The organism is Micromonospora sp. WMMD723 (genome assembly GCF_049863385.1).
Lineage (GTDB): Bacteria > Actinomycetota > Actinomycetes > Mycobacteriales > Micromonosporaceae > Micromonospora > Micromonospora wenchangensis.
The window spans coordinates 6,417,740-6,440,747 of sequence record NZ_JBMKNR010000001.1 but is presented as its reverse complement, the minus strand read 5'-3'; the positions used below and the strand labels follow the sequence as shown (position 1 = coordinate 6,440,747).

The 23,008-nt window shown below is 74.0% G+C and carries 11 protein-coding genes; 1 reads left to right on the top strand and 10 read right to left on the bottom strand.

Annotation, left to right across the window (positions count from 1 at the left end; genetic code table 11):
• Nucleotides 1-35: 35 nt before the first annotated feature.
• The 9 genes from ACN261_RS27875 to ACN261_RS27835 all read right to left on the bottom strand — a co-directional run bounded on the left by ACN261_RS27875 (nucleotide 36) and on the right by ACN261_RS27835 (nucleotide 20,302).
• The gene (locus ACN261_RS27875; RefSeq protein WP_425852980.1) at nucleotides 36-863 is read right to left on the bottom strand and encodes an ABC transporter permease; all 828 of its coding nucleotides are present in this window, start codon (nucleotides 861-863) and stop codon (nucleotides 36-38) included.
• The gene (locus tag ACN261_RS27870) at nucleotides 860-2,029 is read right to left on the bottom strand and encodes an ABC transporter ATP-binding protein (protein WP_425852978.1); all 1,170 of its coding nucleotides are present in this window, start codon (nucleotides 2,027-2,029) and stop codon (nucleotides 860-862) included. Before ACN261_RS27870 ends, ACN261_RS27875 begins: the two co-directional genes overlap by 4 nt.
• A gap of 55 nt (nucleotides 2,030-2,084) precedes the next feature.
• Complete coding sequence (locus tag ACN261_RS27865) at nucleotides 2,085-3,143, bottom strand: extracellular catalytic domain type 1 short-chain-length polyhydroxyalkanoate depolymerase (RefSeq protein ID WP_425852976.1); 1,059 nt, start codon at nucleotides 3,141-3,143, stop codon at nucleotides 2,085-2,087.
• A 147-nt stretch (nucleotides 3,144-3,290) separates the two neighbouring features.
• Nucleotides 3,291-5,120, bottom strand: coding sequence for a hypothetical protein (locus ACN261_RS27860; protein ID WP_425852973.1), 1,830 nt, complete (start codon nucleotides 5,118-5,120; stop codon nucleotides 3,291-3,293).
• Between the two features lie 88 nt (nucleotides 5,121-5,208).
• Nucleotides 5,209-6,171, bottom strand: a complete 963-nt coding sequence (locus tag ACN261_RS27855; RefSeq protein WP_421482619.1) for a sulfotransferase domain-containing protein — start codon at nucleotides 6,169-6,171, stop codon at nucleotides 5,209-5,211.
• Between the two features lie 26 nt (nucleotides 6,172-6,197).
• Complete coding sequence (locus ACN261_RS27850) at nucleotides 6,198-7,022, bottom strand: alpha/beta fold hydrolase (RefSeq protein WP_420117642.1); 825 nt, start codon at nucleotides 7,020-7,022, stop codon at nucleotides 6,198-6,200.
• A gap of 2 nt (nucleotides 7,023-7,024) precedes the next feature.
• Entirely contained in the window at nucleotides 7,025-7,333 is a 309-nt protein-coding gene (locus ACN261_RS27845; protein ID WP_204923167.1) for an acyl carrier protein, read from the bottom strand.
• A gap of 59 nt (nucleotides 7,334-7,392) precedes the next feature.
• Nucleotides 7,393-12,333: a beta-ketoacyl synthase N-terminal-like domain-containing protein gene (locus ACN261_RS27840; RefSeq protein ID WP_425852970.1), complete on the bottom strand. Its 4,941-nt coding sequence runs from the start codon at nucleotides 12,331-12,333 to the stop codon at nucleotides 7,393-7,395.
• A 52-nt stretch (nucleotides 12,334-12,385) separates the two neighbouring features.
• Nucleotides 12,386-20,302 (bottom strand): SDR family NAD(P)-dependent oxidoreductase, encoded by a 7,917-nt coding sequence (locus ACN261_RS27835; RefSeq protein WP_425852968.1) that lies wholly within the window; start codon nucleotides 20,300-20,302, stop codon nucleotides 12,386-12,388.
• Between the two features lie 836 nt (nucleotides 20,303-21,138).
• Here ACN261_RS27835 and ACN261_RS27830 point away from each other — a divergent pair.
• The gene (locus tag ACN261_RS27830) at nucleotides 21,139-22,068 is read left to right on the top strand and encodes a sulfite exporter TauE/SafE family protein (RefSeq protein WP_421482616.1); all 930 of its coding nucleotides are present in this window, start codon (nucleotides 21,139-21,141) and stop codon (nucleotides 22,066-22,068) included.
• A 132-nt stretch (nucleotides 22,069-22,200) separates the two neighbouring features.
• Here the strand turns inward: ACN261_RS27830 and ACN261_RS27825 are convergent, their stop codons facing one another.
• The gene (locus ACN261_RS27825; protein WP_421482615.1) at nucleotides 22,201-22,854 is read right to left on the bottom strand and encodes a hypothetical protein; all 654 of its coding nucleotides are present in this window, start codon (nucleotides 22,852-22,854) and stop codon (nucleotides 22,201-22,203) included.
• Between the last annotated feature and the right edge of the window lie 154 nt (nucleotides 22,855-23,008).

Below are 23,008 nucleotides of genomic sequence, written 5' to 3'. Positions count from 1 at the left end.
CCTGTCGGGTACGCGGACGGTGGGGGTGCGGGTGGTCACTGGATCGCCCGCCGGGTGAAGCAGCGGACGCTGACCCAGGTCAGGACGACGGCCACCCCGGTCAGCACGGTCAGGCACACCCACGCCGGCAGGTGCGGCACGCCGGGCAGCAGCGCCCCGCGCACCCCCTCCGAGACGTACGTCATCGGGTTGAGCGCGGTGACCACCTGGTACCAGGGCACCGACGACAGCCGGGGCCACGGGTAGTGGATGCAGCCGGTCCAGATGATCGGGGTGAGGATCACCGAGAAGGTCACGTTGATCCGCTGCACCGGCAGGGTGGTGGCCAGGCTCATCCCGATCGCCCCGCCGATCCACGCCCCGAGCAGCGCCACCATGAACGCCAGCGGCAGCCCCGCCGGCCGCCACGGCGCGGAACCGACCATCAGCGCGCCGAGCGGATAGATCAGCACGGCCGCGAGCAGCCCCCGGATGGTGGCGATCACCAGCTTGCCGATCGCGACGTACCCGGTCGGCAGGGGCGCCATCAACCGGTCCTCGATCTCCATGGTGAAGCCGAACTCCTTCACCAGCGGCAGGGCCACGCTCTGCAACGCGGTGGTGAGGGCGGCCAGGGCGATGATGCCGGGCAGGAACACGTCGGCGAAACCACGCCCGACGAGGCCCTGGCTGCCCAGCACGGTGTCGAAGACGAACAGCATGAACAGCGGCGTCAGTCCGACCTGGACCAGGATGACCCAGAGTTCCCGGCCGGTGACCATCAGGTCGCGGCGCAGCACCGCGGCGAACACCCGCCCGGTCCCGGGCCGGGAGGGTGGCGTGGCCGTCGGGCGCAGCGGGGTCGGGGTGTCGAGAGCGGTCACCTCGGTTGCCTTCCGGTGAGTTCGATGAAGACGTCCTCCAGGCTGGGTTCGCCGACGTCGACGGCGTTGACCGCCGCCGAGCGGGCGGCGAGCACGGTCACCGCCGGGCCGAGCAGCGTCGCGGGGTCGTCGGCCAGGTGCAGGCGGATGCGTAGCCGGCCGCGACCGCCGTTGCCGGCCGCCCCGCCGCCGCGCCCGAGCAGGCCCGCCCCGGCCAGGGCGGCCAGCCGGCCGGCGCCGGGCCGCCCACCACCGGCGGCGAGCGCGGCCAGCATCCCGGCCCCGCCGGCCCCGACCCCGGCCAGCCCGGCCGCAGCGCCGCCCGGCCGCCCACCGGCCGGCACGGTCGGCGTCGCCACCCGTTCCGCCTTGCGTACGCCGGGCAGCTCGCCCAGGGCGGCGCAGAGCGCGTCCGGGTCGTCCCCGCCGGCCGGGGTGACCGTGAGGTCGAGCAGCGCGTCCCCGGCCAGGCCCCGGACCAGGGCGGTCGGGGTGTCGAGGGTGAGCAGCCGACCGTGGTCGACGATGCCGACCCGGTCGACCACCCGGGCCGCCTCGTTCATCGCGTGGGTGGTCAGCACGATCGCCACCCCCCGCTCGCGGAGCTGCCGCAGCTGGCCCCAGATCAGCAGCCGGGTCTGCGGGTCGAGGGCGTTGGTCGGCTCGTCGAGGAAGAGCACCGCCGGCTCGTGGGTCAGCGCGCGGGCGATCATCAACCGCTGCGCCATGCCGCCCGAGTACGCCTCGATCCGCCGGTCGGCCCGCTCGGTGAGGCCGAACCGCTCCAGCAGCTCCGCCGCGCGGGCGTGCGCCTCCCGTCGCCGTACCCCGTGGTAGGTGGCGTGGTAGACGAGGTTCTGCCGGGGGGTCAGCGCCCGGTCCAGGTTGTTGTGCTGGGGCACCACGGCCAGGTGGGCACGGGCGGCGGCCGGGTCCCGGCCCACGTCGACCCCGCAGACCACGGCCCGGCCCCCGGTGGCCCGCAACCGGGTGGTCAGGATGCCGACGGTGGTGGACTTGCCCGCCCCGTTCGGCCCGAACAGCCCGAAGATCTCGCCCGGCGTGACCGTGAACGACAGCCCGTCGACCGCGTTGGTGTCGGTGCGGGGGTAGCGCTTGACGAGGTTGTCGACCTCGACCACGGCCGGCCCGTCTCTGCTGGGCATCTCAACTCCTGTCCTCAAGGGGGTGCGGGTGCCGACGGGGCCGGCGGCGGTGCCGTCAGCCGCCGGAGGGCTGGGGGTGCGCGGCGAAGAACCGCCAGATGGTGTCGGTGGCGTTCAGCGCGGTGGAGGGGGGATCGAGGTTGAGCAGCTTCTCCGCCCGGGGCGGGTTGGGTCGGCCGCCGGGCCACTGGTGTCCGGCGTCGGCGACGGTGATCAGCTCGACGGCGCGGCCCTGGGCGCAGCTCGCGGTGGACCGGGTGACCGGCCCGTCGGTGGTGACCTTCGGTGCGCCGCAGGAGTCGATGCTGCGCCAGCGGGCGGCCAGCTCGGGGGTGGGCGGGCCGTCGATCTTCACCGGGTTGCGTCCGGTGCCGCCGTTGTCCCGCCGGCCGGGCCCGCCGCCGTACGGCATGGTCTGGTCCTGCTGGCCGTGGATGTGCAGCACCGACACCGGTTTCGGGTCGGCGCACCGCCCGGTGAGGGTGCTCGCCACCGCGCCGATCGCGGCGAAGGTGGTGGTGTCGCAGACCAGCTTGTACGCCAGCAGCCCGCCGTTGGAGATCCCGGTGACGTACCGGCGGGCCGGGTCGACAGGCAGTTCCCGGCCGACCGTGGCGACCAGTTCGGTGATGAACGCGACGTCGTCGACGCCGTCGCGGGCGGGTGCCCCGCAGCACTGTGGACCGATGGCCCAGGCGCGGTTGAGCCCGTCCGGGAAGAGCACCAGGAACCCGTCCCGGTCGGCCTGGCCGGTCCAGCCGTACGCCTGCTCGGCCTGCTCGCCGGTGCCGGCCGCGCCGTGCAGCATCACCACCAGCGGGACCGGCTTGCTCAGGTCGGCCGAGGCCGGCCGGTAGAGCCGGTAGCTGCGTTCCCGCCCGTCCACGGTGAGGGTGTGCGTGGAGCTGCCGACGGGGGTGTCCGTCGCCGGCCGGGTGGCGTCGGACGGTGCGCCGGACGCCGGGCCGGTGGGGGAGTCGGCCCGGTCGCGGCGGGGACTGCACCCGGCCGGGGCGGTCAGGGCGAGCAGCAGCGCGAGCGTTCCCGCGACCCGGGCCGTGGACCGGCCGGTGCGGTGCCGCCCGACTTCAGGGCGAAAAACGGTAAAAGGCATCATATCAATACTTTCGCCCGGGAATGTTCGAGCAACGTCAGGGACGCGCCAGGATCCGGCAAGGGGCGCGCGGCACCAGCCGCGCCGGAGCGGGCCGGGGCCACCGGCCCGGCGACGACGCTGTCGCCGGGCCGGCGTCCCGCCAGCTCAGAAGCCCCGCAGCCGGAGCAGCTCCCAACCACCCTCGGGCACGTCGTCCGTCGGGTCGGCCCGCAGGTTCATCGGGTTCGCCATGCCCAGGTAGAGCGTCGGGCCGTCGGCGACCATGTTGCGGATGCCGTAGTTCAGGTAGTTGCCCAACCCGGTGTTGTCCACCGTCGTCGCCGCCTTCGTCGGTGACGAGAAGGCGTACAGGTCACCGCCGTAGACCGCCTCCGGCAGGGCGCTCGCGCGCATCCCGGCCGCGTCCATCGGCGCGCGGGCCAGGTCGTCGGCCAGCGCCGGTGACAGGCCCAGCTCGGCGGCGGTCTCCTTGCCCAGCTCCTTGGCCAGGTAGCTCCAGTCCATCGTGCCGACGTACAGCTTCCCGCCGGCCACCACCATCTTCCAGGTGTAGTTGTTGTACGGGTTGCCGAAACCGGGCGGGCCGAACTTCGGCGTCTGGTGCGTCGACTGCAACGCCCACGCCCCGGCCCCGTTGTTGGCCGCCGGGTCGTACGCGGGCAGCTCCGTCGCGCCGTACAGCAGGTCGACCTTCTCGAAATGCGAGCCGAAGTTGCGACCCCGGTAGATGCTGATCGACCGCTGGGTGTTCTGGATGGTGGCCTGCGCCGCCGCCTCGTCCGCCGGCGGGTAGGTCGCCATGTGCACCGTGGTCGCCTTCATCGGCACGTGCATCGTGCCCCAGTACAGGAAACCACCGTAGGAGGCCAGGCCGCCCAGGGCGTACGCGCGGGCCACCACCGGGTCCGGCTCGTACTCCGACACGTTCCACACCTGCTGCCAGCCGTCGGCGTCCTCCGGGTTCAACCCCGGGGCACCCGACGCGAGCGGCGGGCTCATCCAGACCGCCGCGATGCTCGGCGGCGGGGCGGCCGAACCGGCGGTCGGGCCGGCCAGCTCGGCGTCCGAACCCGGCCAGGTGGTCACGAACAGCCGCCCCTGGTGGACGGTGAGGTCGGCGGCCTGCGCCGGCAGGTTCGCCACCACCGTGAACGCGAACGGGTCGGACTTGCTGCCCGTCCAGCGCAGCACGTTGCCGCGCTCGCCACCGTTCGCGCCGACACCCACCCCGGCGTACAGGGCGTCACCGGCCACCGTGAAGTGCCGGATGTTGCCGTACATCGGGAAGTTGCGGGAGCCGAGGAACGCGCCGGTGTCGGTGTCGAACGCGAACAGGTTGACGCTGGTGCCCAGCGCCGGGCCGCCCAGCAGGGCCACCCCGTTGAAGTTGCCGGCCGCCCGAATGCCCGCGGTGGTCTGCAACCGGTTGGCGTCCTCGGTGGAGGCCGCCTTCACCAGGTCGGTCTTCTCGGTCAGCTTGTTGGCGCGGGTGTCGTAGGTGTACAGGCGCGGCTGCCGGTGGTCGCCGAGGATCGGCGGTAGCTGCGGGTTGCGCTTGGCGACCTGGCTCTCGCCGTACTCGCAGACCCAGTCGTCGTTGACCGTCGGCGTGGTGTTACGCAGGGCCCGGCCGCTGGTCAGGCAGTTGACGTTCGCTCCGGTGCCGAACCACAGCATCTTGCCGGCCCGGGTCATCCCCCACAGGTACGCCTGGTTGACCTTGGCCTTGCCGTCGGCGCACGGCGGCCCGGCCGGGTACGGCAGCCCGATCCCGGCGAAGCACTCGTCCGGCTGGGCCTTGGCGAGCAGTTGCGGGCTGCTCTGCTGCGCGCTGGCCGCGCTGGCCGCGCTGCCGGGGTCGGCGGCGTCGAGTGGCGCACCGAGCGCCGCCGAGGGAACCGCCAACACCGACCCGAGCCCGAGTACGGCGACGGCGGTCGACAACCGCCGTGCGGAGAACCGGAGTGGATTCACCAACAATCTCTCTTTCGCAGAAAGGCGGACACCCGTTCCCGGGCCCGGCAAACCGGACCCGGGACGGGCAGGGACACACAGGGACCGCTCAGACGGCGGCCGGCAACTTCCGGGGAGCCGGGGCGACGACCCGCGACGCCATCCGCTCGGCCCACCCGGACGGGTCGGGGAAGTCCAGGAACCGGCCGAGCCCGGTCAGCTCGGCCACCGGGTCGGCGACCAGGTCCTCGTAGGACATCCGCAGCAGGTGCTCCGGGGGCACGTCCCGCAGCGCCTGGTCGGCCTGGCTGCTCATGAACGCGCACAACCCGAGGTAGCGGCGCAGGTCCTGACCCCGCTCGCGCAGCGCGTCGGCGGTCAGCCGGTCCGGCAGGTACGGCTGGAGGTCCTCCGGCACGGTCTGGTCCGCGCCCACCCGGAACGGGTCCAGCCCGCACCGGCCGAGGAACTCCACCCGCAACTGGATGAGCTGGAACGACGAGTGCCGGCTCATCGACCGGGCGGTGTCCTCCCAGTTGCGGGTCAGGTAGACGACCTTGCAGTCCGGGAAGCCCCGCAGCAGGTACGGCGCCACGTGGCTGGAGCCGCCGGAGCGTTCCACCCACCGGGTCTTGCCGGTCAGCACGGCGAGCAGGTCGAGGAAGTCGTGGTGGTGCTGGGCCACCGTCTGGGTGCGGAACTGCGGCACCCGCTCGGCGAGCTGGTCGAACAACGCGTCCGGGTCGGCGGTCAGCTTCGACAGGGTGATCGCCAGGATGCGCGGCAGCTCGGTCAGCCGGTCGGCCCACCGGCCCGTGGCCGGGTAGCGGACCTCCTTCGGCGGCAGCCCGATCCGGAACAGGGTGGACAGCTCCGCCTTGGGGCTGGCCAGCACCGCCCAGTACTCGTCACCGGTGAGCACCTCGGCGCTGCGGGCCCACGGCGCGACCGACATGAAGAACTCCTGGGCCGACAGGGTGTCCGGCTCCTCGTGGATCAGGTCGGACAACAGCGTGGATCCGCACCGACCGTTGCTGATGATGATCGACCGGCCGGTGATCGGGGTGTCCATCGGAAGACCTCCTGGGTGTCGCGTCGTCATGCGGTGGTGGATTGGGTCACGTCGAGCGAACAGTCCTCGGCGAGCCAGGCGAAGACCAGCCGGCGGACCTCCTCCGGCCGGTCGATCAGCACCGTGTGCCGCTGGTCGGGCAGCACCTCGACCCGGGTCTGCGGCAGCAGTTCGCGGACCGCCGGGGCCAGCTCCACCACCGCCGAGTCCCCGCCGTACAGGCAGAGCACCGGGCAGCCGATCGCGGCCAACGCCCCGGCGGGCGGCAGCGGGCTCGCCGGCAGCTCCTGCGCCAGCGTGGTGTCGGAGAGCATCCGCTGCGTCTCGGCGGCCCGCTGCGCGGCGACCCGGCCCCGCCGCACCCCGATCTCGGTGACCGCCCCGTCGCGGGGCAGCCTCGCGGCGACCCGGGCGAGCCGCTCCCGGACCCGCCGCATCCACTCCGGGGTCGGCGGCGCCGACTCGATCGTCACGATGCCGGCGACCCGCTCCGGGTGCCGGGCGGCGTACCCGAACGCGATGGTGCCGCCGAACGAGTTGCCCAGCAACAGCAGCGGACCGGTGACGTCCTGGGCGGCCAGCAGCCCCGCCAGGTCGTCGACGAAGTCGTCCAGGGCGTACCCGGTGGCGGGACGGTCGCTGCGCCCGTGGCCGCGCAGGTCGTACAGGACGGTCGGGAAACCGGCCCGGGACAACGGCTCGGCCAGGGTGAAGTACCAGCTCGCCATGGTGTCCGACGCCATCCCGTGGATCAGCACGGCGGTCGGCGTCGGCCCGGTCCGGCCGTCGGCGGCCGGACCGGGGGGATCGAGCCGCTGCGTGTGCAGCGTGATCCCGTTCGCCCGGACCATGGTCACCGGCTGCCCGCCCCGACCTCGTCGGCCTGCCCCAACGACTCGGCGATGTGCGTCACGAGCTGCCCGACCTTCAACTCCCGGACGGTCTCCAGGTCGAGCTTGGCGACGAAGTGGGCGAAGTTCACCGTGTCGCCGTAGCGGGACTGGAGCCGGCCGGCGAGCGCGACCACGTCGATGCTCTCCATGCCCAGGTCCTCGGAGAACGTGGTGTCCATGGTGACCACCTGGTCGTCCGCGAAGTCGCCCAGCACGGCGTCGATCATCTCGGTGAGGTCGGCGAGGATGGTGTCCTGGGCCGAGGGCATGGGCGTTGCTCCTTCTGCTGATCGGATGGGTTGGGCGGTGCTGCGTGCCGGGTGCCGGCTCACGGCCGGGACACCCCGGGCGGGGTGGCGGGGGCCGGCTCCGGCCCCCAGGTCCAGGCGACGACGTACCGGCGCGGCGGCAGGTCCTCGGGGTTGGCGACGTCACGGTGGCCGACCCGGTACGCCCGACCGCCGATCTCGACGGTCAGCCCCGAGTCGGTGGCCGAGTAGACCCGGAACCGGCGCGGCGAGCCGTCCAGCCCGGTGCCCTCGGCCTTGGCGACCGCCTCCTTGGCCGCCCAGAACCGGGTGAACCACAGCCGGCGGGCCTCGACGTTCCCGCCGGCCAGCGAGGCCAGCAGGGTCAACTCGGCCGGGGTGAGGGCGAAGGTGAGGGTGCTCTCCGGGTGGTCGGTGACCTCCGCGACGTCGATGCCGACTCCGGGTCCCCCGGGCACCGCGTCGGGTGCCCGGCGGCGGGCGATCGCCACCCCGATCTCCGCACAGTGCGCCAGGGAGACGTCGCAGTCGCCGAGCCCCCGACCGGGCCGTCCGCGTACCCAGGGCCGGCCGTCCGGGTCGTTGCCGACGGTCAGCTCGATCGGGTAGATGTCGGTGTGGCCGTCCTCCCACAGCCGGGCCCGGACCGCGTCCTTGGCGGCGATCCGACCCAGCATCCACTGCTTGCGGGTCTTGGCCGGCTGCCGCTCGTAGTCGGCGTAGGCGGCCCCGCCGAGGATGCCCCGGGCGGCCATGCCCCGGGTGACCAGGTCGGTCCAGCAGTCGAACGCCATCGTCCAGCCCTCGGGCTGCAACAGCGACATCGGGTGCCGCTCGGGGAACCGCTCCGCGACCCGGGCCTGCGGGTGGCTGTCGAACCGGCGGTCCGTCGCGCCCTCGATCTCCGACCACACCCGCCCCTGGTAGCTGAGCTGGGTGTCGGCGACGAGTTTCCCGTCGTCGATGGAGCGGACCCGGGCGACGCACTCGAACGCCCGGCCGGCCGGCGGCGGCGGCCCGTAGAACCGCACCTGACCGAGCCCCACCGGCAGCGCCACCGTGCGGAACGGCTGGGTGGTGATCAGCCAGTTGCCGATGAGCTGCAGGGCGTTGTCCAGTAGCGCCCCCGGTGGCACCGGCGCGGTGACGATGCCGCGTACGTGCATGTCGCCGAGCGCGTGCACCTCGGTCACGCCCTGGAACTGCGGCCCGTGGAACATCAGCCGCTCCGCGTACATCTCGGCGGCGCCGAGGGTCGGCGGGCGTTCGGTGGCCGGGTCGTGGGTCCAGACCGGCGGCGGCGGCGGGTACGCCGCGCCGACCTCGATCGTCGCCCGGGCGTACCCGGCGAAGGCGACCGAGTACCGGTTCTCCCCGGCGGTGCGGACCACGATCTCCACGTCGGTGGCCGGTTCGGCGATCAGCCACCTGTTGAACTTCGCGTCGTGCACCGCCACCACCGGGACGCCGGGCACGAGCTGCTCCACCGCTTCCATCATGTGCGCGACCAGGGCGGTCGCCGGCACCACCGGCCACCGGTCCTCCGGGTCCGGCCAGTCGTCGGGCTGCACGAAGAAGCAGTGGTCCAGCAGGTAGGGCATGGTGTCCAGGGAGATCCGCCTGGTGATCCGGCCGACCTCCGTACCGGCCGCGCCGGTCGGGCGGACCGCCGCGGGCGGCGTCGCCGGGGTGACTGTCGGCTTCGCCAGCGGCGCGGCGGCCGGGGTGGCGGGAGCTGCCGTCCTGGCGGGGGCGGTCGGCGTGACAGGCCGCGCCGGGGTCGTGGTGCCGGCGGTGGCCGCACCCCGGGTGTTCTCCTTGAGCAGGGCGGCGAGTTCGGCCGCCGCGCTGGAACCGCCGGCGAGCCGGTGCAGTGCGTCCAGCGCGGCCGCCGGGTCACCGGACGGCGCGGCGGCGGGCTTCGCCACCCCGGGCTGCCCGGCCACCCGCGCGGCGGGCACCGGCGTCGCGGCCGGCGCAGCGGTCGCCCTCGGCCCAGCGGCCGGTGCGCCGGTGACTGTCGGCCCGGGGGCCGGTGCGCCGGTGACTGTCGGCCCGGGGGCCGGGGCGGCGGGCGTCGGTGCGACCGCCGGCCGGGCCACCGGCGGTGCTGCCGCGGCCGGGGTCGATCCGGCCCGGCCGGTGCCGGCGCCGACCGGACGGGCGACACCGTCGCCGACGCCCGGCGTGGCCGCCGAGCCGTCGGCGACGGTGACCCCGAGCAGGCCGGCGGCGTCCGCGCCGAGGCGGACCAGCGGCCCACCGAGGTCGAGCTTCACCCGGGGCCCGCGTCGCGCGGGCTTCGCCGGGCCGTCCGCACCGGCCGGGGTACGGCCGGACGTGGCCGCCGGTGCGGCGGTGCCCTGCGGGGACAGCGCGCCCAGGTCCGGCGACGCCCCCTCCACCCACAGGGCGGTGGCGACCCGGCGCAACTGGTTCAGCCCGCTGCGGTGCGCGGTGTTCACCGGCATCGCCAGGTGCTCGCGCCCGCGCAGGTTGTCCCCGACCAGCGAGGCGAGCTGCCCTGCGCCGACCTGGAGGAACACCCGGAACCCGGCGGCGTACATGGCTTCGACGGTCTGCCGGAACCAGACCGGCTCCATCATGTGCCGGACGAAGATCCGGTTGACCTCCTCCTCGTCGGCGGGGAACGGCGCGTGCAGGGTCGCCGACCACACCGGCATCCGGGTCGGGTGCACCTCCCAGCGGCCCAGGGCGGCACCGATCGAGGTGAGCCCGTCGGCGAAGGCGGGGGTGTGGAACGCCGACCGGAACGGCAGCTTCTGGCACAGGATGTTGCGGGTACGCAGCGCCTCGACGAGGCGGTCGACCTGCGGCTCAGGGCCGTTGACCACCGACTGGGCCGGGGCGTTGTCGTGCGACAGCACCACCCCCGGGTAGTCGCCGAGCAGCGGGGCGACCCGGTCCGCGCCGGCCCCGACGGCCGCGAAGACGTACCCGGAGACCTCCACCGAGTCGGCGTTGAACAGGTCGAGGAACTCGTCCATCGCGGCGGTGCTGATCTGGCCGCTGACCGCGGCGGCGGTCCACTCGCCGATGCTGTGCCCGGCGACCGCGTCGGGTCGTACGTTCATCCGGGCCAGCGCCGTGTCGAGCAGCTTGCCCACCTCGATCAGGCCGGCGCCGTGCCGGCCCAGGTCGGCGGCGGACCACTCGCGGTCCGGCAGGCCGAAGTGGGCGGCCAGGTCGGCGGTCCGGGGGGCGAACTCCGCCTCCAGGCCGGGGAAGACGAAGGCGAGCTTGCCGGCCCCCGGGCCGAGCAGCGGCTGCGGGCTGAACCAGATGTCCCGCCCACCCCGCCACGCCTGCCCCCGGGCCACCGTCTTGCGGGCCACCGCGAGCAGCTTGTCCGTCGGGTTGACGATGCCCAGCCGGGTCTGCGGCGGAGCCTCCCCGCCGGAGCGGGCGGCCAGCTCGACGCCGATGCGGCGTACCTCCTGGTCGTCGCGGTCCAGCAGCTCGGCGAGCCCGGCCGGATCCGACGCGGCCAGCCAGAGCACCTGGTCCGGCTCGTCGACCACGGCCCGGCCGGCGGCCGGGGCGGTCAGCCCCACCACCGGCTCACCCACCGACACCGGGGCCTGCTCGATGATCAGGTGGGCGTTGATCCCGCCGAACCCGAACGCGTTGACGCCGGCCCGGCGCGGGCCGTCGCTCTCCCACGGCCGGGCGGTGTCGATCGGGGCGAACCGGGTCGCCGCCATCTCCTTGCGCGGCGTCTCGCAGTGCAGGGTGGGCGGCAGCACCCCCCGGTGCACCGCGAGCGCGGCCTTGATCAGGCCGGCCACGCCGGCGGCCGGCATGGTGTGCCCGATCATCGACTTCACCGAGCCGATCACCGGGCGCGGCCCACCGGTGTACGGGCCGAACACCTCCGCCACCGTGGTCAGCTCGGCGGCGTCCCCGGTCGGGGTGCCGGTGCCGTGCGCCTCCAGCAGCCCCAGCGCGTCCGGGGCGGTCGGGTCGAGCCCGGCGGACTCCCAGGCCCGGCGGATCGCCAGCACCTGACCGGAGACCGCCGGGTTGAACATGCTCGCCGACTTGCCGTCGCTGGACACTCCGCTGCCGCGGATCACCGCGTAGACCCGGTCGCCGTCGCGCACCGCGTCGGCGTACCGCTTGAGCACCACCACGCCGGTGCCCTCGCCGATCAGCAGCCCGTCGGCGGCGGCGTCGAACGGTCGGATCTCGCCCCGCCGCGACAACGCCCGCAGCTGGTTGAACACCGACCAGAAGCTGATGTCGTGCACGTGGTGCACGCCACCGGCGAGCACCGCGTCCAACCGGCCGTTGAGCAGTTCGGTGATGCCCTGGTCCACCGCGATCAGCGAGGAGGCGCAGGCGGCGTCGATGGTGTACGCCGGGCCGCGCAGGTCGAGCCGGTTGGCCACCCGGGAGGCGGCCAGGTTGGGCACCAGGCCGATCGTCCCCTCCGGCTGGTACGGCCCGAGCCGCTCGTCGAACTTCTTGCGCAGCAGCTCCAACCGGGCCGGGTCGACGTCGGGGATCAGCTCCCGCAGGATGCTGACCACCTGGCTGGACATCCGCACCCGCTGGGCGTAGCGGGCCTGGGCGGGGCTGAGGATGCCGCCCCGGCCGAGGATGACGCCGATCCGGTCGCGGGCCGGGAGCCGGTCGCCGCCGCCCGCGTCGTCGATCGCCGCGGCGGCCACCTCCAGCGTGATCAGCTGGTCCGGCTCGATGTCACCCACCGAGGCGGGCATCACCCCGAACCGCAGCGGCTCGAAGGTGGCGAACTCGTCGACGAACCCGCCGCGCCGGCAGTACATCCGGTCGGCCCGGTGGGACTGCTCCGGGTCGTAGAACTCCTCGTCCCAGCGGTGGGTGGGGACGTCGGTGATCGCGTCGACCCCACCGATCAGGTTGCGCCAGTAGCTCTCCAGGTCACCGGCGGAGGGCATCAGGGCGGCCATCCCCACGATCGCGATCTGGCCGGGCGCAGCGGCGCCGTTGTTCATCGGTTCCTCCGACGGATGGGGCGGGTGGGGGCGGGACGGCTCATCGACACCCTCACCACCCGGAGGCGGTGTAGACGACCGAGGTGACCGACGCGTCGGCCCAGGCCAGCTCGCGCAGCAGGGCCAGCGCGCCCTCCTCCGGGTCGATCAGGCCGATGCCGCGCCGGGCGTACTCGCGGCTCAGTTCGGCGGTGACCATGCCGCCGTGGCCGACACCGGGCGCCCACGGCCCCCAGTGGACGGTCACGGTGCGCACCCCGGTGCGGGCCGCGTACCGGGTGCCGATGGCGTCCAGGGCGTCGTTGGCCGCCGCGTAGTCGGCCTGCCCCCGGTTGCCGTAGGCGGCGGCGATGCTGCCGAAGAAGACCAGGAACCGCGGCGCGCCGGGCAGCGCGTCCAGGCCGGCCAGCAGCCCCCGGGCCCCGTCGACCTTGGTGTCGAAGACCCGGGTGAACGACGCCGGGTCCTTCTCGGCGATCAGCTTGTCCTCGATGATCCCGGCGGCGTAGACCACCCCGTCGAGGCGGCCGTACTCGGCGTGGATCGCGGCCAGCAGCGCGCCGGTCGCCGCCGCGTCCCGGACGTCCAGGGCGTGGTAGCGGACCTCGCCACCCAGCTCGGTCAGCTCGGCGATCGTGGCGGTCACCTCCCGGGCCGCCAGGACGGCCTGCGCGGTGCGGGAGATCTCGGCCGGCGAGGACAGGCCCCGCCGGGCCAGCACCCCGACCAGCGCGGCCCGGTCGGTGGCGGCGGCCAGCTCCGGGTCCTCCGGGCCGGACGGCAGCGGGGTACGGCCGACCAGCTCGATGCGGCAGCCGCTGGCCGAGGCGAGCGCCCGTGCGAACCACGGGGTGATCCCCCGCGCCCCACCGACCAGCACCACCACCGAGTCGCGTTCCAACCCGATCGCGGCGGCCTCGGACACCCCGTCGCCGGCCGGTCCGGCACCCCCGGCGGCCAGCGCGCCCAGCTCCACCGGGACCAGGTCGGCGACGTAGCGCCCGTCGCCACGCCGGGCGACGACCGGGGCGTCGGCGGCGGTGAGCAGTTCGTCGAGCAGTTGCCGGGCCAGCACGTCCGGCGTCGCCGCCGGGTCCACCGCCACGAACCGGGCGGTCAGCCCCGGGTACTCGCGGGCGATCGTGCGGAACAGGCCGGGCATGCCGTCGGCCGCGCCGGTGACGCCCTGCGCCCCGGCGGCGAGCAGCCAGCGTGGCCCGGTGGCCAGGGCCCGCTGCAGCAGCGGGAACACGGCGGGCAGCAGCGGCTCGTCGAGGTTGGTCAGTCCGTCGAGCACCAGCACGCCGTCGAAGCCCTGGTCGGCCTGCTCGCTGTCGAGGACCCCCAGCTGGCCGCCGGCGCCGTGCGCGCCGAGCAGCTCCGCCAGGTACGCCCCGACCGGCCCGCCCCCGGTGATCAGGAACCGCGTCCCGGCGAGCGTGCCCGGATCGACGCGCTGTCCGGGCTGGACGCTCTCCCGGGCGACCAGCCGCTTCGGCGCGATCCCCACCCCGACCTCGGTCGGCGCGGGCGACGCGGCGGGTGCGGCGGCCGGCGCGGCGACGCTCGCCGTCGGGGCGGCGGGCACGGCTGCCGGCGCGGCGACGGTCACCGTCGCGGTGACGGTGGTGTTCATCTTCTGGTCGAGCCAGGTGACCATGGCGCGGACGGTGCGGGCCTTGACGAGGTCTTCGAGTTCGCTTTCGTCGCCTTCGACGCTGAGGGAGAGGCGTTGGGCGACCTCGCCGGCGACCTCGGCGCGTTTGATGGAGTCGATGGAGAGGTCGGCTTCGAGGTCGAGGTCGAGTTCGATGAGGTCGACGGGGTAGCCGGTGCGCTCGCTGATCACGGTGAGGATCGCCCGCTGGAACTCCGCGAGGCTGGCCCCGGCGGGCGCGGCCACGGCGGCGGCAGGGGCGGCGGGCGGTGCGGCCACGGCCGGCGGGGCAGCCGGTGCCGCCGCCGGGGCGGGGGCGAGCGCCAGCGGGCCGGTCGTGCTGGCCGAGACGTGGACGGTGCCGCTCATCTTCTGGTCGAGCCAGGTGACCATGGCGCGGACGGTGCGGGCCTTGACGAGGTCTTCGAGTTCGCTTTCGTCGCCTTCGACGCTGAGGGAGAGGCGTTGGGCGACCTCGCCGGCGACCTCGGCGCGTTTGATGGAGTCGATGGAGAGGTCGGCTTCGAGGTCGAGGTCGGGCTCGATGAGGTCGACGGGGTAGCCGGTGCGCTCGCTGATCACCGCCAGGATCGCCTGCTGGAAGTCCGCGGCGGTGACGCCGATCTGGTCGCCCGACGGCAGCGCGGCGGTCAGCGTGGCGGTGGTGGTGACGGTGCCGCTCATCTTCTCGTCGAGCCAGGTGACCATGGCGCGGACGGTGCGGGCCTTGACGAGGTCTTCGAGTTCGCTTTCGTCGCCTTCGACGCTGAGGGAGAGGCGTTGGGCGACCTCGCCGGCGACCTCGGCGCGTTTGATGGAGTCGATGGAGAGGTCGGCTTCGAGGTCGAGGTCGAGTTCGATGAGGTCGACGGGGTAGCCGGTGCGCTCGCTGATCACCGCCAGGATCGCCTGCTGGAACTCGGCGATCCCCGGCCCGGCCGGCGCGGCGACCGGGGCGACGGGAGCGGCGACCGCAGCGGGGGCGGCGACCGGGGCGGGAGCGGCGACCGGGGCGGGGGCCGCGACGGGGCCGCCGACCGCGGGGGAGACCGGCATGACGTCCGGGGTGACCGGCCTCGGTCGGGCGACCGTCGGCGCCGGGGCGATGGCCAGCGCCGTGCCGCCGTTCGACCCGGTCACGGTGGGGGCCGGGGCGGGGCGTGGGGCGACGGCGGGGGTCGGGGCCGGCGCGGGGGCGGCGGCGGGCAGCGACCGGGGGGCCGGGGCGGGCGTCGGCGTGGGCGCCGGTCCGGCGTACCCCTCGACCCGGTACGTCCCGGTGGGCTCCCCGGTCGGTCGGCCGCCCCCGTCACCGGGGTCACCGAGGAAGGCGAGCATCACGTCCCGCTGGGTGGCGATCATCTCCCGCGTGGTGCGCAGGTACTCGCTGAGCAGCTCGCCCCGGATGTCCCGGACGGCGGCCGGCGCGGGCTCGTCGACGGTCCGGACGTCCCGGACGGTCGACGGTGCGGGGCCGCTGACGGTGCCGGTGGCGGCGCCGGGGGTGGTGGCGGTGCCATTGGCAGGGGTCATCGACAACTCCTTGATCCGTCGGGGAGGGGTCATGCCACCGGGAAGGCAGTTGCCGTGCTGGTCCCGGACGAGTTGGCCGTCGACCGTCCAGAGCGGACGACGGTTCGGTGCGGTGGCGGTGGCGCCGTCCGCGACCCGGCCGTGGAACAGCCAGTCGGTGCGGACCGGGGTGCCGGCGCAGGCGAGTTCGGCGACCGAGATCAGGAACCCGCGCAGGCCGTCGGCCGGGCCGCGTTCGCAGGCGACCGTCTGGTGCGGCCGGTCGCCGAGCACCGCCTGCACCAGCCGGCTGAGCACCTGGCCGGGGCCGACCTCGACGAAGAGGCGGGCGCCGGCGGCGTACATCGCCTCGATCTGCTCGACGAAGCGCACCGGTGCGCCGATCTGCTCGGCGAGGTGGTGGCGGACCTGGCCGGCGTCGCCGGAGTACGGGGCGGCGGTCAGGTTCGACCAGACCGGGATGCGCGGCTCGGTGATCGACCTTTCGGCGAGCACCTCGGCGAAGGTCTCCACCGCGCCGGCCACGACCGGGCTGTGGAAGGCGCAGGCCACCGGGATGGCGCGGGCGGACAGGCCGGCCTCCTTGAGTGCGACCACCGCCGACTGCACCTTCGCCGTCGGTCCGGAGACCACCACCTGCTGCGGGGCGTTCCGGTTGGCCAGCACCACCTCGCTGGTCAGACCGGCCCCGGCGAGCACCTGGGCGACCTGCTCGGCGCTGGCGGCGACCGCCGCCATGGTGCCCGGGTCCTCGCCGCAGGCGTCGAGGATGGCTGCCGCCCGCTGCCGGCTCAGGTCGAGCAGGGTGGCCGCGTCGAACGCCCCGGCGACGCAGAGTCCGACGAGTTCGCCGTAGCTGTGGCCGGCGGTCATGTCGGGTCGGACGCCGAGGCGGCGCAGCAGGTGGTCCACGGCGAGGCCACCGATGCCGAGCACCGGCTGGGCGGTACGGGTGTCGCGGACCCGGTCCTCCTGGGCGCGCCGGGAGTCCGGGTCGAACGCGGCCGGCGGGAAGAGCAGCTCCGCGGCGGCCTTGTCGAGTTCGAGGTAGTGCCGCAGCTCGGGGAAGGTGACGAAGAGTTCCCCGAGGGCGCCGGGGCGTTGGCTGCCCTGGCCGGGGAAGAGGAACGCCACCTGGCCGGGCCCGACCGGGTCGACCCCGGTCGGCTGGACCAGGCCCCGGACCGGGTCGTGTTCGCCGGCCAGCGCCCGGTGCAGCAGGGTCTCCAGTTCGGTCAGGTCGCGGGCGACCACCGCGACCTGGGTGGTCCCGGGCCGGTTGGCGGCCTTGGCGGCGACCGACGCGGCCAGCTCGGCCAGCCGTCCCGGCCGGGTGCCGGCCCCGTCCGCGGCCAGGTTCTCCAGCAGCTGCCGGACGCCCTGGTGGGCGGCGGCCCGGTCGGTGCCCCGGAAGCAGAACAGTTCGGCCGGCCAGATCCGCTGCGCGTGCCGGGGTTCCGGCGCGTTGGCGTGGGCGCTGAGCACGACGTGGAAGTTGGTGCCGCCGAAGCCGAACGCGCTGACCCCGGCGATCCGCTCGGCGGCCGGCACGGGCCACGGGCGGGCCTCGGTGAAGAACGCGAACGGGCTCTGCTGCGGGTGCCAGGCCGGGTTGGGTCGTTCCAGGTGGATGGTGGGTGGGCGGATGCCGTGGTAAAGGGCGAGCGTCGCCTTGATCAGGCCGGCCAGCCCGGCGGCGCACTTGGTGTGCCCGATCTGGGACTTCACCGAGCCGAGCGCGCAGCTGCCCGGTTCGGCGCCGGCCTCGACGAACATCCGGGTCAGCGTCTCCAGTTCGGTGCGGTCGCCGACCACGGTGCCGGTGCCGTGCGCCTCCACCAGCCCGACCTCGCGGGGGGAGATGCCGGTGCGGTGGTAGGCCCGGTCCAGGGCCCGCCGCTGCCCGTCGGGGCGCGGCGCGGTCAGGCCGAGGGCCCGCCCGTCGCTGGCCCCACCGAGCCCCTTGATCACGCCGTAGATCCGGTCACCGTCGCGTTCGGCGTCGGCCAGCCGCTTGAGTACGACGCACGCGACGCCCTCGCCGAGGGCGATCCCGTCACCGGTGCTGTCGAAGGGGCGGGACCGGCCGGTGGGGGACAGCGCGTGCGCCGAGGTGAACATCAGGTAGTCGTTGACCCCGTTGTGCAGGTCGGCGCCGCCGCAGATCATCAGGTCGCTGTCGCCGGCGACCAGTTCCTTGCAGGCGGCGTCCATCGCGGCCAGCGACGAGGCGCAGGCGGCGTCGATGGTGTAGTTCGGCCCGCCCAGGTCGAGCCGGTTGGCGACCCGGCCGGCGATCACGTTGGCCAGCACGCCGGGGAAGCTGTCCTCGGTGACCCGGGGCAGCAGCTCCTGCATCTGCTCGGGCACCTCACCGAGGTACGCCGGGAGCATGGTGCGCAGGGTCTGCGCGTGGCCCATGTCGCTGCCGGCCTCCGCGCCGAAGACCACGCCGGTGCGGGCGTGGTCCGCGCCGGGTGCGTCGTACGGGTAGCCGGCGTCGACCAGCGCCCGGTGGGAGACCTCCAGGGCGAGCAGCTGGGTCGGGTCGATGCTGCTCAACGCGGCCGGGGGGATGCCGTAGCCGATGGCGTCGAACGGGACCGGCTCGATGAACCCGCCCCACTTCGAGACGCTGATCCGGCCGGTCTGGCCCGGTCCGACCTCGGGGGCGTAGTAGTGCTCGGTGTCCCAGCGCTGCGCCGGGACCTCGGTGACGGTGTCGACGCCGCTGAGCACGGTGCGCCAGAAGCTGTCCAGGTCGGGCGAGCCGGGCAGCATGCAGGCCATCCCGACGATGGCGATGTCCAGCGGCGCGGGCGGCTCGTCGATCTCGACGGCCGGTGGCGTGAGCCGGGACCGCAGCGCGTCGAGCCGGTCGGCGTGGAAGCCGCGTACCGCGGTGGTGACGTCGTCGTGCAGCTCGGCGACGGTGGTGGCGCGGTCGCGCAGCACGGCCACCTGGCCGGCCATGAACAGCCCCTCGCTTGCCTGGACGCTCTCGTCGACGGCCTCGACGACGTCGCCGGAGCGGCGCAGGCCCTTGCTGGCGATCCGCAGCCGGCCGACGTTGAGCAGCTCCAGCTGCTCCCACACCGCGCGGTTCTCCGCCCCGGCACCCTCCAGTTGGGTGCGCAGCTGGTGGAAGTCGTCGACGAACGGGGTGTGCAGGCAGCGGGTGGCGTGCCCGGGAGCGGTCTCCAGCAGCGCCGTGTGCTCGGCGGTGAGCGCCTCACGCTGGAACAACGGCTGGACCGCGCCGTGGGTCACGGCCTCGGCGGTGAACAGATAGGCGGTGCCCATCAGCACGCCGATCCGGGCGCCCCGGCGGGCCAGTGGCGCGGCCATCGTGGCCACCATCGCCGCAGAGCGGGCGTCGTGCACCCCACCGGCGAAGAAGATCTGCAGCTGGGCGCCGGCGGCGGGATCGGTGCCGAGGTAGTCGTCGAGCACCGCCAGTTGGGCCTCCCACAGCGGGAAGCTCGCCCGGGGCCCGACGTGCCCGCCGCATTCGGCGCCCTCGAAGATGAACTTGCGCGCGCCGGAGCGCAGGAACTGGCGCAGCAGGCCGGGGGAGGGCACGTGCAGGAAGGTGCTGATCCCCTGCTCCTCCAGGGCGCGGGCCTGCGGTGGGCGGCCACCGGCGATGATCGCGCAGGCGGGCCGGATCTCCTGGATGACCTCCAGTTGGGCGGCGCGCAGCTCCTCGGGGGCGAAACCGAGCACCCCGACGCCCCACGGGCGGTCGCCGAGCTGGGCGGCGGTCTCGGTGAGCATCCGGCGGCACTGGTCGGCGGAGTTGAGGGCGAGTGCGATGAACGGCAACGCGCCGCCGTCGGCGACGGCGGCGGCGAAGGAGGCCTCGTCGCTGACCCGGGTCATCGGGCCCTGGGCGACGGGCACCCGTACCCCGAGGGCCTCGGCCAGGGGGGCGTGCGGCTGGAGCAGGTCGGCGGCGTCGGGGCCGTCGACGGCGTCGAGCATCGCCGCGCGCATGCCGCGTACGGCGGCGGCGGTGTCGGGCCAGCGGTCGGCGAAGGCCGCCGCCAGCCAGCCGTCCTGGCCGACCGGGAGCAGTTCGCTGTCGCCCTGGTGCGGGCCGCCCCGGCGGATGCCCCGTACGCCGTCGCGCAGCACGGTCTCCGAGCCGTCCATCCGCCGGATGACGGCCTGCACGTCGGCCGGCAGCTCCGACTCGGGCATCAGGGCGAGCTGGGTGTCCAGCACCACGCCGGCCGCGCCACCGACCAGGCAGGCCCCGGCGGTGCGCGGGCCGATCCCGCCGGCCACCCAGACCGGCAGGTCGAGGGTGTCGTCGGCGACGAGTTGCTGGAGCAGGACGAAGGAGCTGAGCTCGCCGACCCGGCCGCCGCCCTCCATCCCGCGGGCGATCAGCCCGTGCGCGCCGGCGGCCGCCGCGGCGTGGGCCTCCGCCCGGCTGGTCACCTCCACCAGCACCCGGTGGTGTCCGGTGATCTCGGCCAGCGGCCACGGGCTCGCCGGCTCGACCACGATCAGGTCCACCCGGCCGGCGGCGGCGTGGTCCACCTCGGCGGGGCTGGCCTGGCAGCCGGCCGGGACCCGGATGCCGATCGGGGCGGGCGACCAGCTCGCGGCGCGGGCGAGCGCCCGCAGCGACCAGTCGTCGCCGGTGGCCAGGTCGATGATGCCGCGTCCACCACCGACTGCGGTGGCGGCCGTGATCCGTGGGCCGGGTTCCAGGACGCCGACGGGGTTGACGACCAGGATCAGGTCACGTGTGTACGGTGCGCTACTCATCGGGCTCCCACTTCGGTCGCGACGGATCGCGTGCTGACTAGGGGATTTGCCGGCAGTGGGCCGGCGAGCGCGTACTGATTTGCCGCAGTAAATGTCGCGCTGCGTCACAATCTAACGTCGCCTAGTTACAGCCCGGTTAAATTCGCCGATCAGCGGGCATGGGATGAAGATTTCCTACCAAGGCTACCGGATATGCCGTCGGGTTAACCAGGCACGATGTTCTTCGATGCGACCCGGCTGCCACCAGATCGTGCCATCGATGCTTGTCCAGTCATTTGCAGTTTTATTTCCAAACTGTTTTCTGGTGACCCGTGAAGTCCCTGGTAGTGGAGATCGGAGCTTCCCGTATCCCACTATGTGGAACAGGTCTTGCCATCGATTGCGGTATACCTCAAAGATCCGTATCGGTATTCATGCCATCATTACCCATCGATTAGCTATGGCATTCGTGAGGCGAGGTGGGATTGGTTTTCGATCTTTAGACTCCCTGGTGGGGCGCGGATTGATTGCCTGCCGCGCGTCCGTCCCACCCACCGCCGCTGACCTCGGCGGTGACCGCCGACCGGGCGACGAAGCCCTGCAGGCGTCACCGATAACGGCTCTGGGCTGGCAAAACGCCACCCCATGACGACGGTTGACGTACTCCCTTAACGAACGTTTCACGCGCTGTCCGCCGGGTGGTCGTACCCACCGGCGGCACGCGCTCTGCGGGGGCGATTCCTCCGGCAGCACCGACCTCTGCACAGGCCGCGACCAGCCGGGACGGCCGTCATCGCGACGGTGATCCGCTCCGGCCGCGCAGGCCTTCCCAATTCCCTTCCTGATCGGCGGTAATTGTGCGTAGCCTGCTTCTTCTTGCCCTTGTCGGCCTTGGTGCGCAACTGGTCGACGGCAGTCTCGGGATGGCGTACGGCGTGACATCCACCACATTGTTGCTGGCTCTCAACACGGGTGCGGCGAGCGCTTCGGCGACCGTTCACCTGGCCGAGATCGGCACCACCCTCGTCTCCGGCGCCGCCCACTGGAGGTTCGGCAACGTCGACTGGACGGTGGTCCGTCGGGTCGGCGTGCCGGGTGCCATCGGGGCGTTCGCCGGGGCGACCTTCCTGTCCAGCCTCTCGACCGCGACCGCGGCCCCGATCATGTCGCTGATCCTGCTGACCCTCGGCCTCTACGTGCTGATCCGGTTCACCGTGGCCGGCCTGCCCCGCGACCGGGTCGGCCTGCCCCTGCGCAAGCGCTTCCTCGGCCCGCTCGGGCTCGTCGCCGGCTTCGTCGACGCGACCGGGGGCGGCGGCTGGGGGCCGGTCGGCACCCCGGCGATCCTGGCCAGCGGCCGGCTGGAACCCCGCCGGGTGATCGGCTCGATCGACACCAGCGAGTTCCTGGTGGCGGTCGCCGCCAGCCTGGGTTTCCTGGTCGGCATCGGCTCGGAGAACATCAACTTCGGCTGGGTGGGCGCGTTGCTGCTCGGCGGCATGATCGCCGCGCCGATCGCCGCGTGGCTGGTGCGAATGGTCCCGCCCCGGGTGCTCGGCTCCGCCGTCGGCGGGGTCATCGTGCTGACCAACATCCGCACCCTGCTGCGCAGCGAGTGGATCGGCGCCCCGGACGCCGTCCGGTACGCCTGCTATCTGGTCGTCGTGGTGCTCTGGGTGGCGGCGGTGACCTGGTCGCTGCGCCGGCACCTGGCCGACCGGCAGACGACGCCGGTCGCCGTCGGGCCGGAGAGCGGTGCCGGAGAGCCCGCCACCACGTCGAGCTGACCCCGGCGGCCGGCGGCTGCTCGACCTCCCGGGCCGGGAACAGGTCGACGAGCCGCCGGCCGCCGCTACCCGCCCGGCGTCCACCCCGGAACGCCGGGCGCGGGGCCGGCGGCCCGCACGTCAGGGGTGGCCTCAGGACGCGGCATGCTCGGTCTGGGCACGGATCTGCCGAAAGATCTCCTCCGGGCGCGCGGTCGGTGCGAAGTGGGTGAGGTGGACCATCCCGAGCGTGTGCCGGTCGGCCCAGGCGCAGACGTCGATCCGGATCCCCCGGCTGTGGGCGTACCCGCAGCGCGCGGAGCCGCCGAGCGGGCCCGGGGGGACCGGTTCCACGCCCGAGATCGCGCTGAGCCGGGTGAACACGAGGTCCAGGGTCCGCTCCGGATTGCCGACCGTGCCGGAGACCCCGCTGAGCAGGACGACCCGGTCGTCGCCGGGCCGGTACAGCCCGCGTTCGGCGGAGTGTTTCTCCCTGACCGGGATGTAGGCGGTGCCCAGTGCGCTGAGCGGCTCACCGTCGAGCAGCACCTTGAGCTGCCCCATGTTGTCCTGGGCGACCTGGGTCAGTCGCCGGTCGAGCGACTCGTGCCAGGTGCCCAGCACCGTCGCCGGTTTGTCCAGGCGCATGACGGCGGAGCTGGGGCTCGGTGCCGGTGTCGCGTCCGACCCCGGTTCGCCGGCCCCGACGCCGCCCGAACAGCCCGACACCATCGACAGGCCCGCGAGGATCAGCACGGCCCACCGCGCCGGGTGTCGTACGCCGGCGGTGGGTGTCGGCTCCGTCATGTGGCTCGCCCTCCGCAGCGGTGACGTCGGGCACGATAACGCAGGGGAACGTCCGTCGGGGGGCGGGGCGCGCTGCGTTCGCCCACCGCAGTCGGGGCGACGCGGCGGGGCCGCTCTGCGGCACCGGGACGACCGGTGCGCTGATCTACGATCC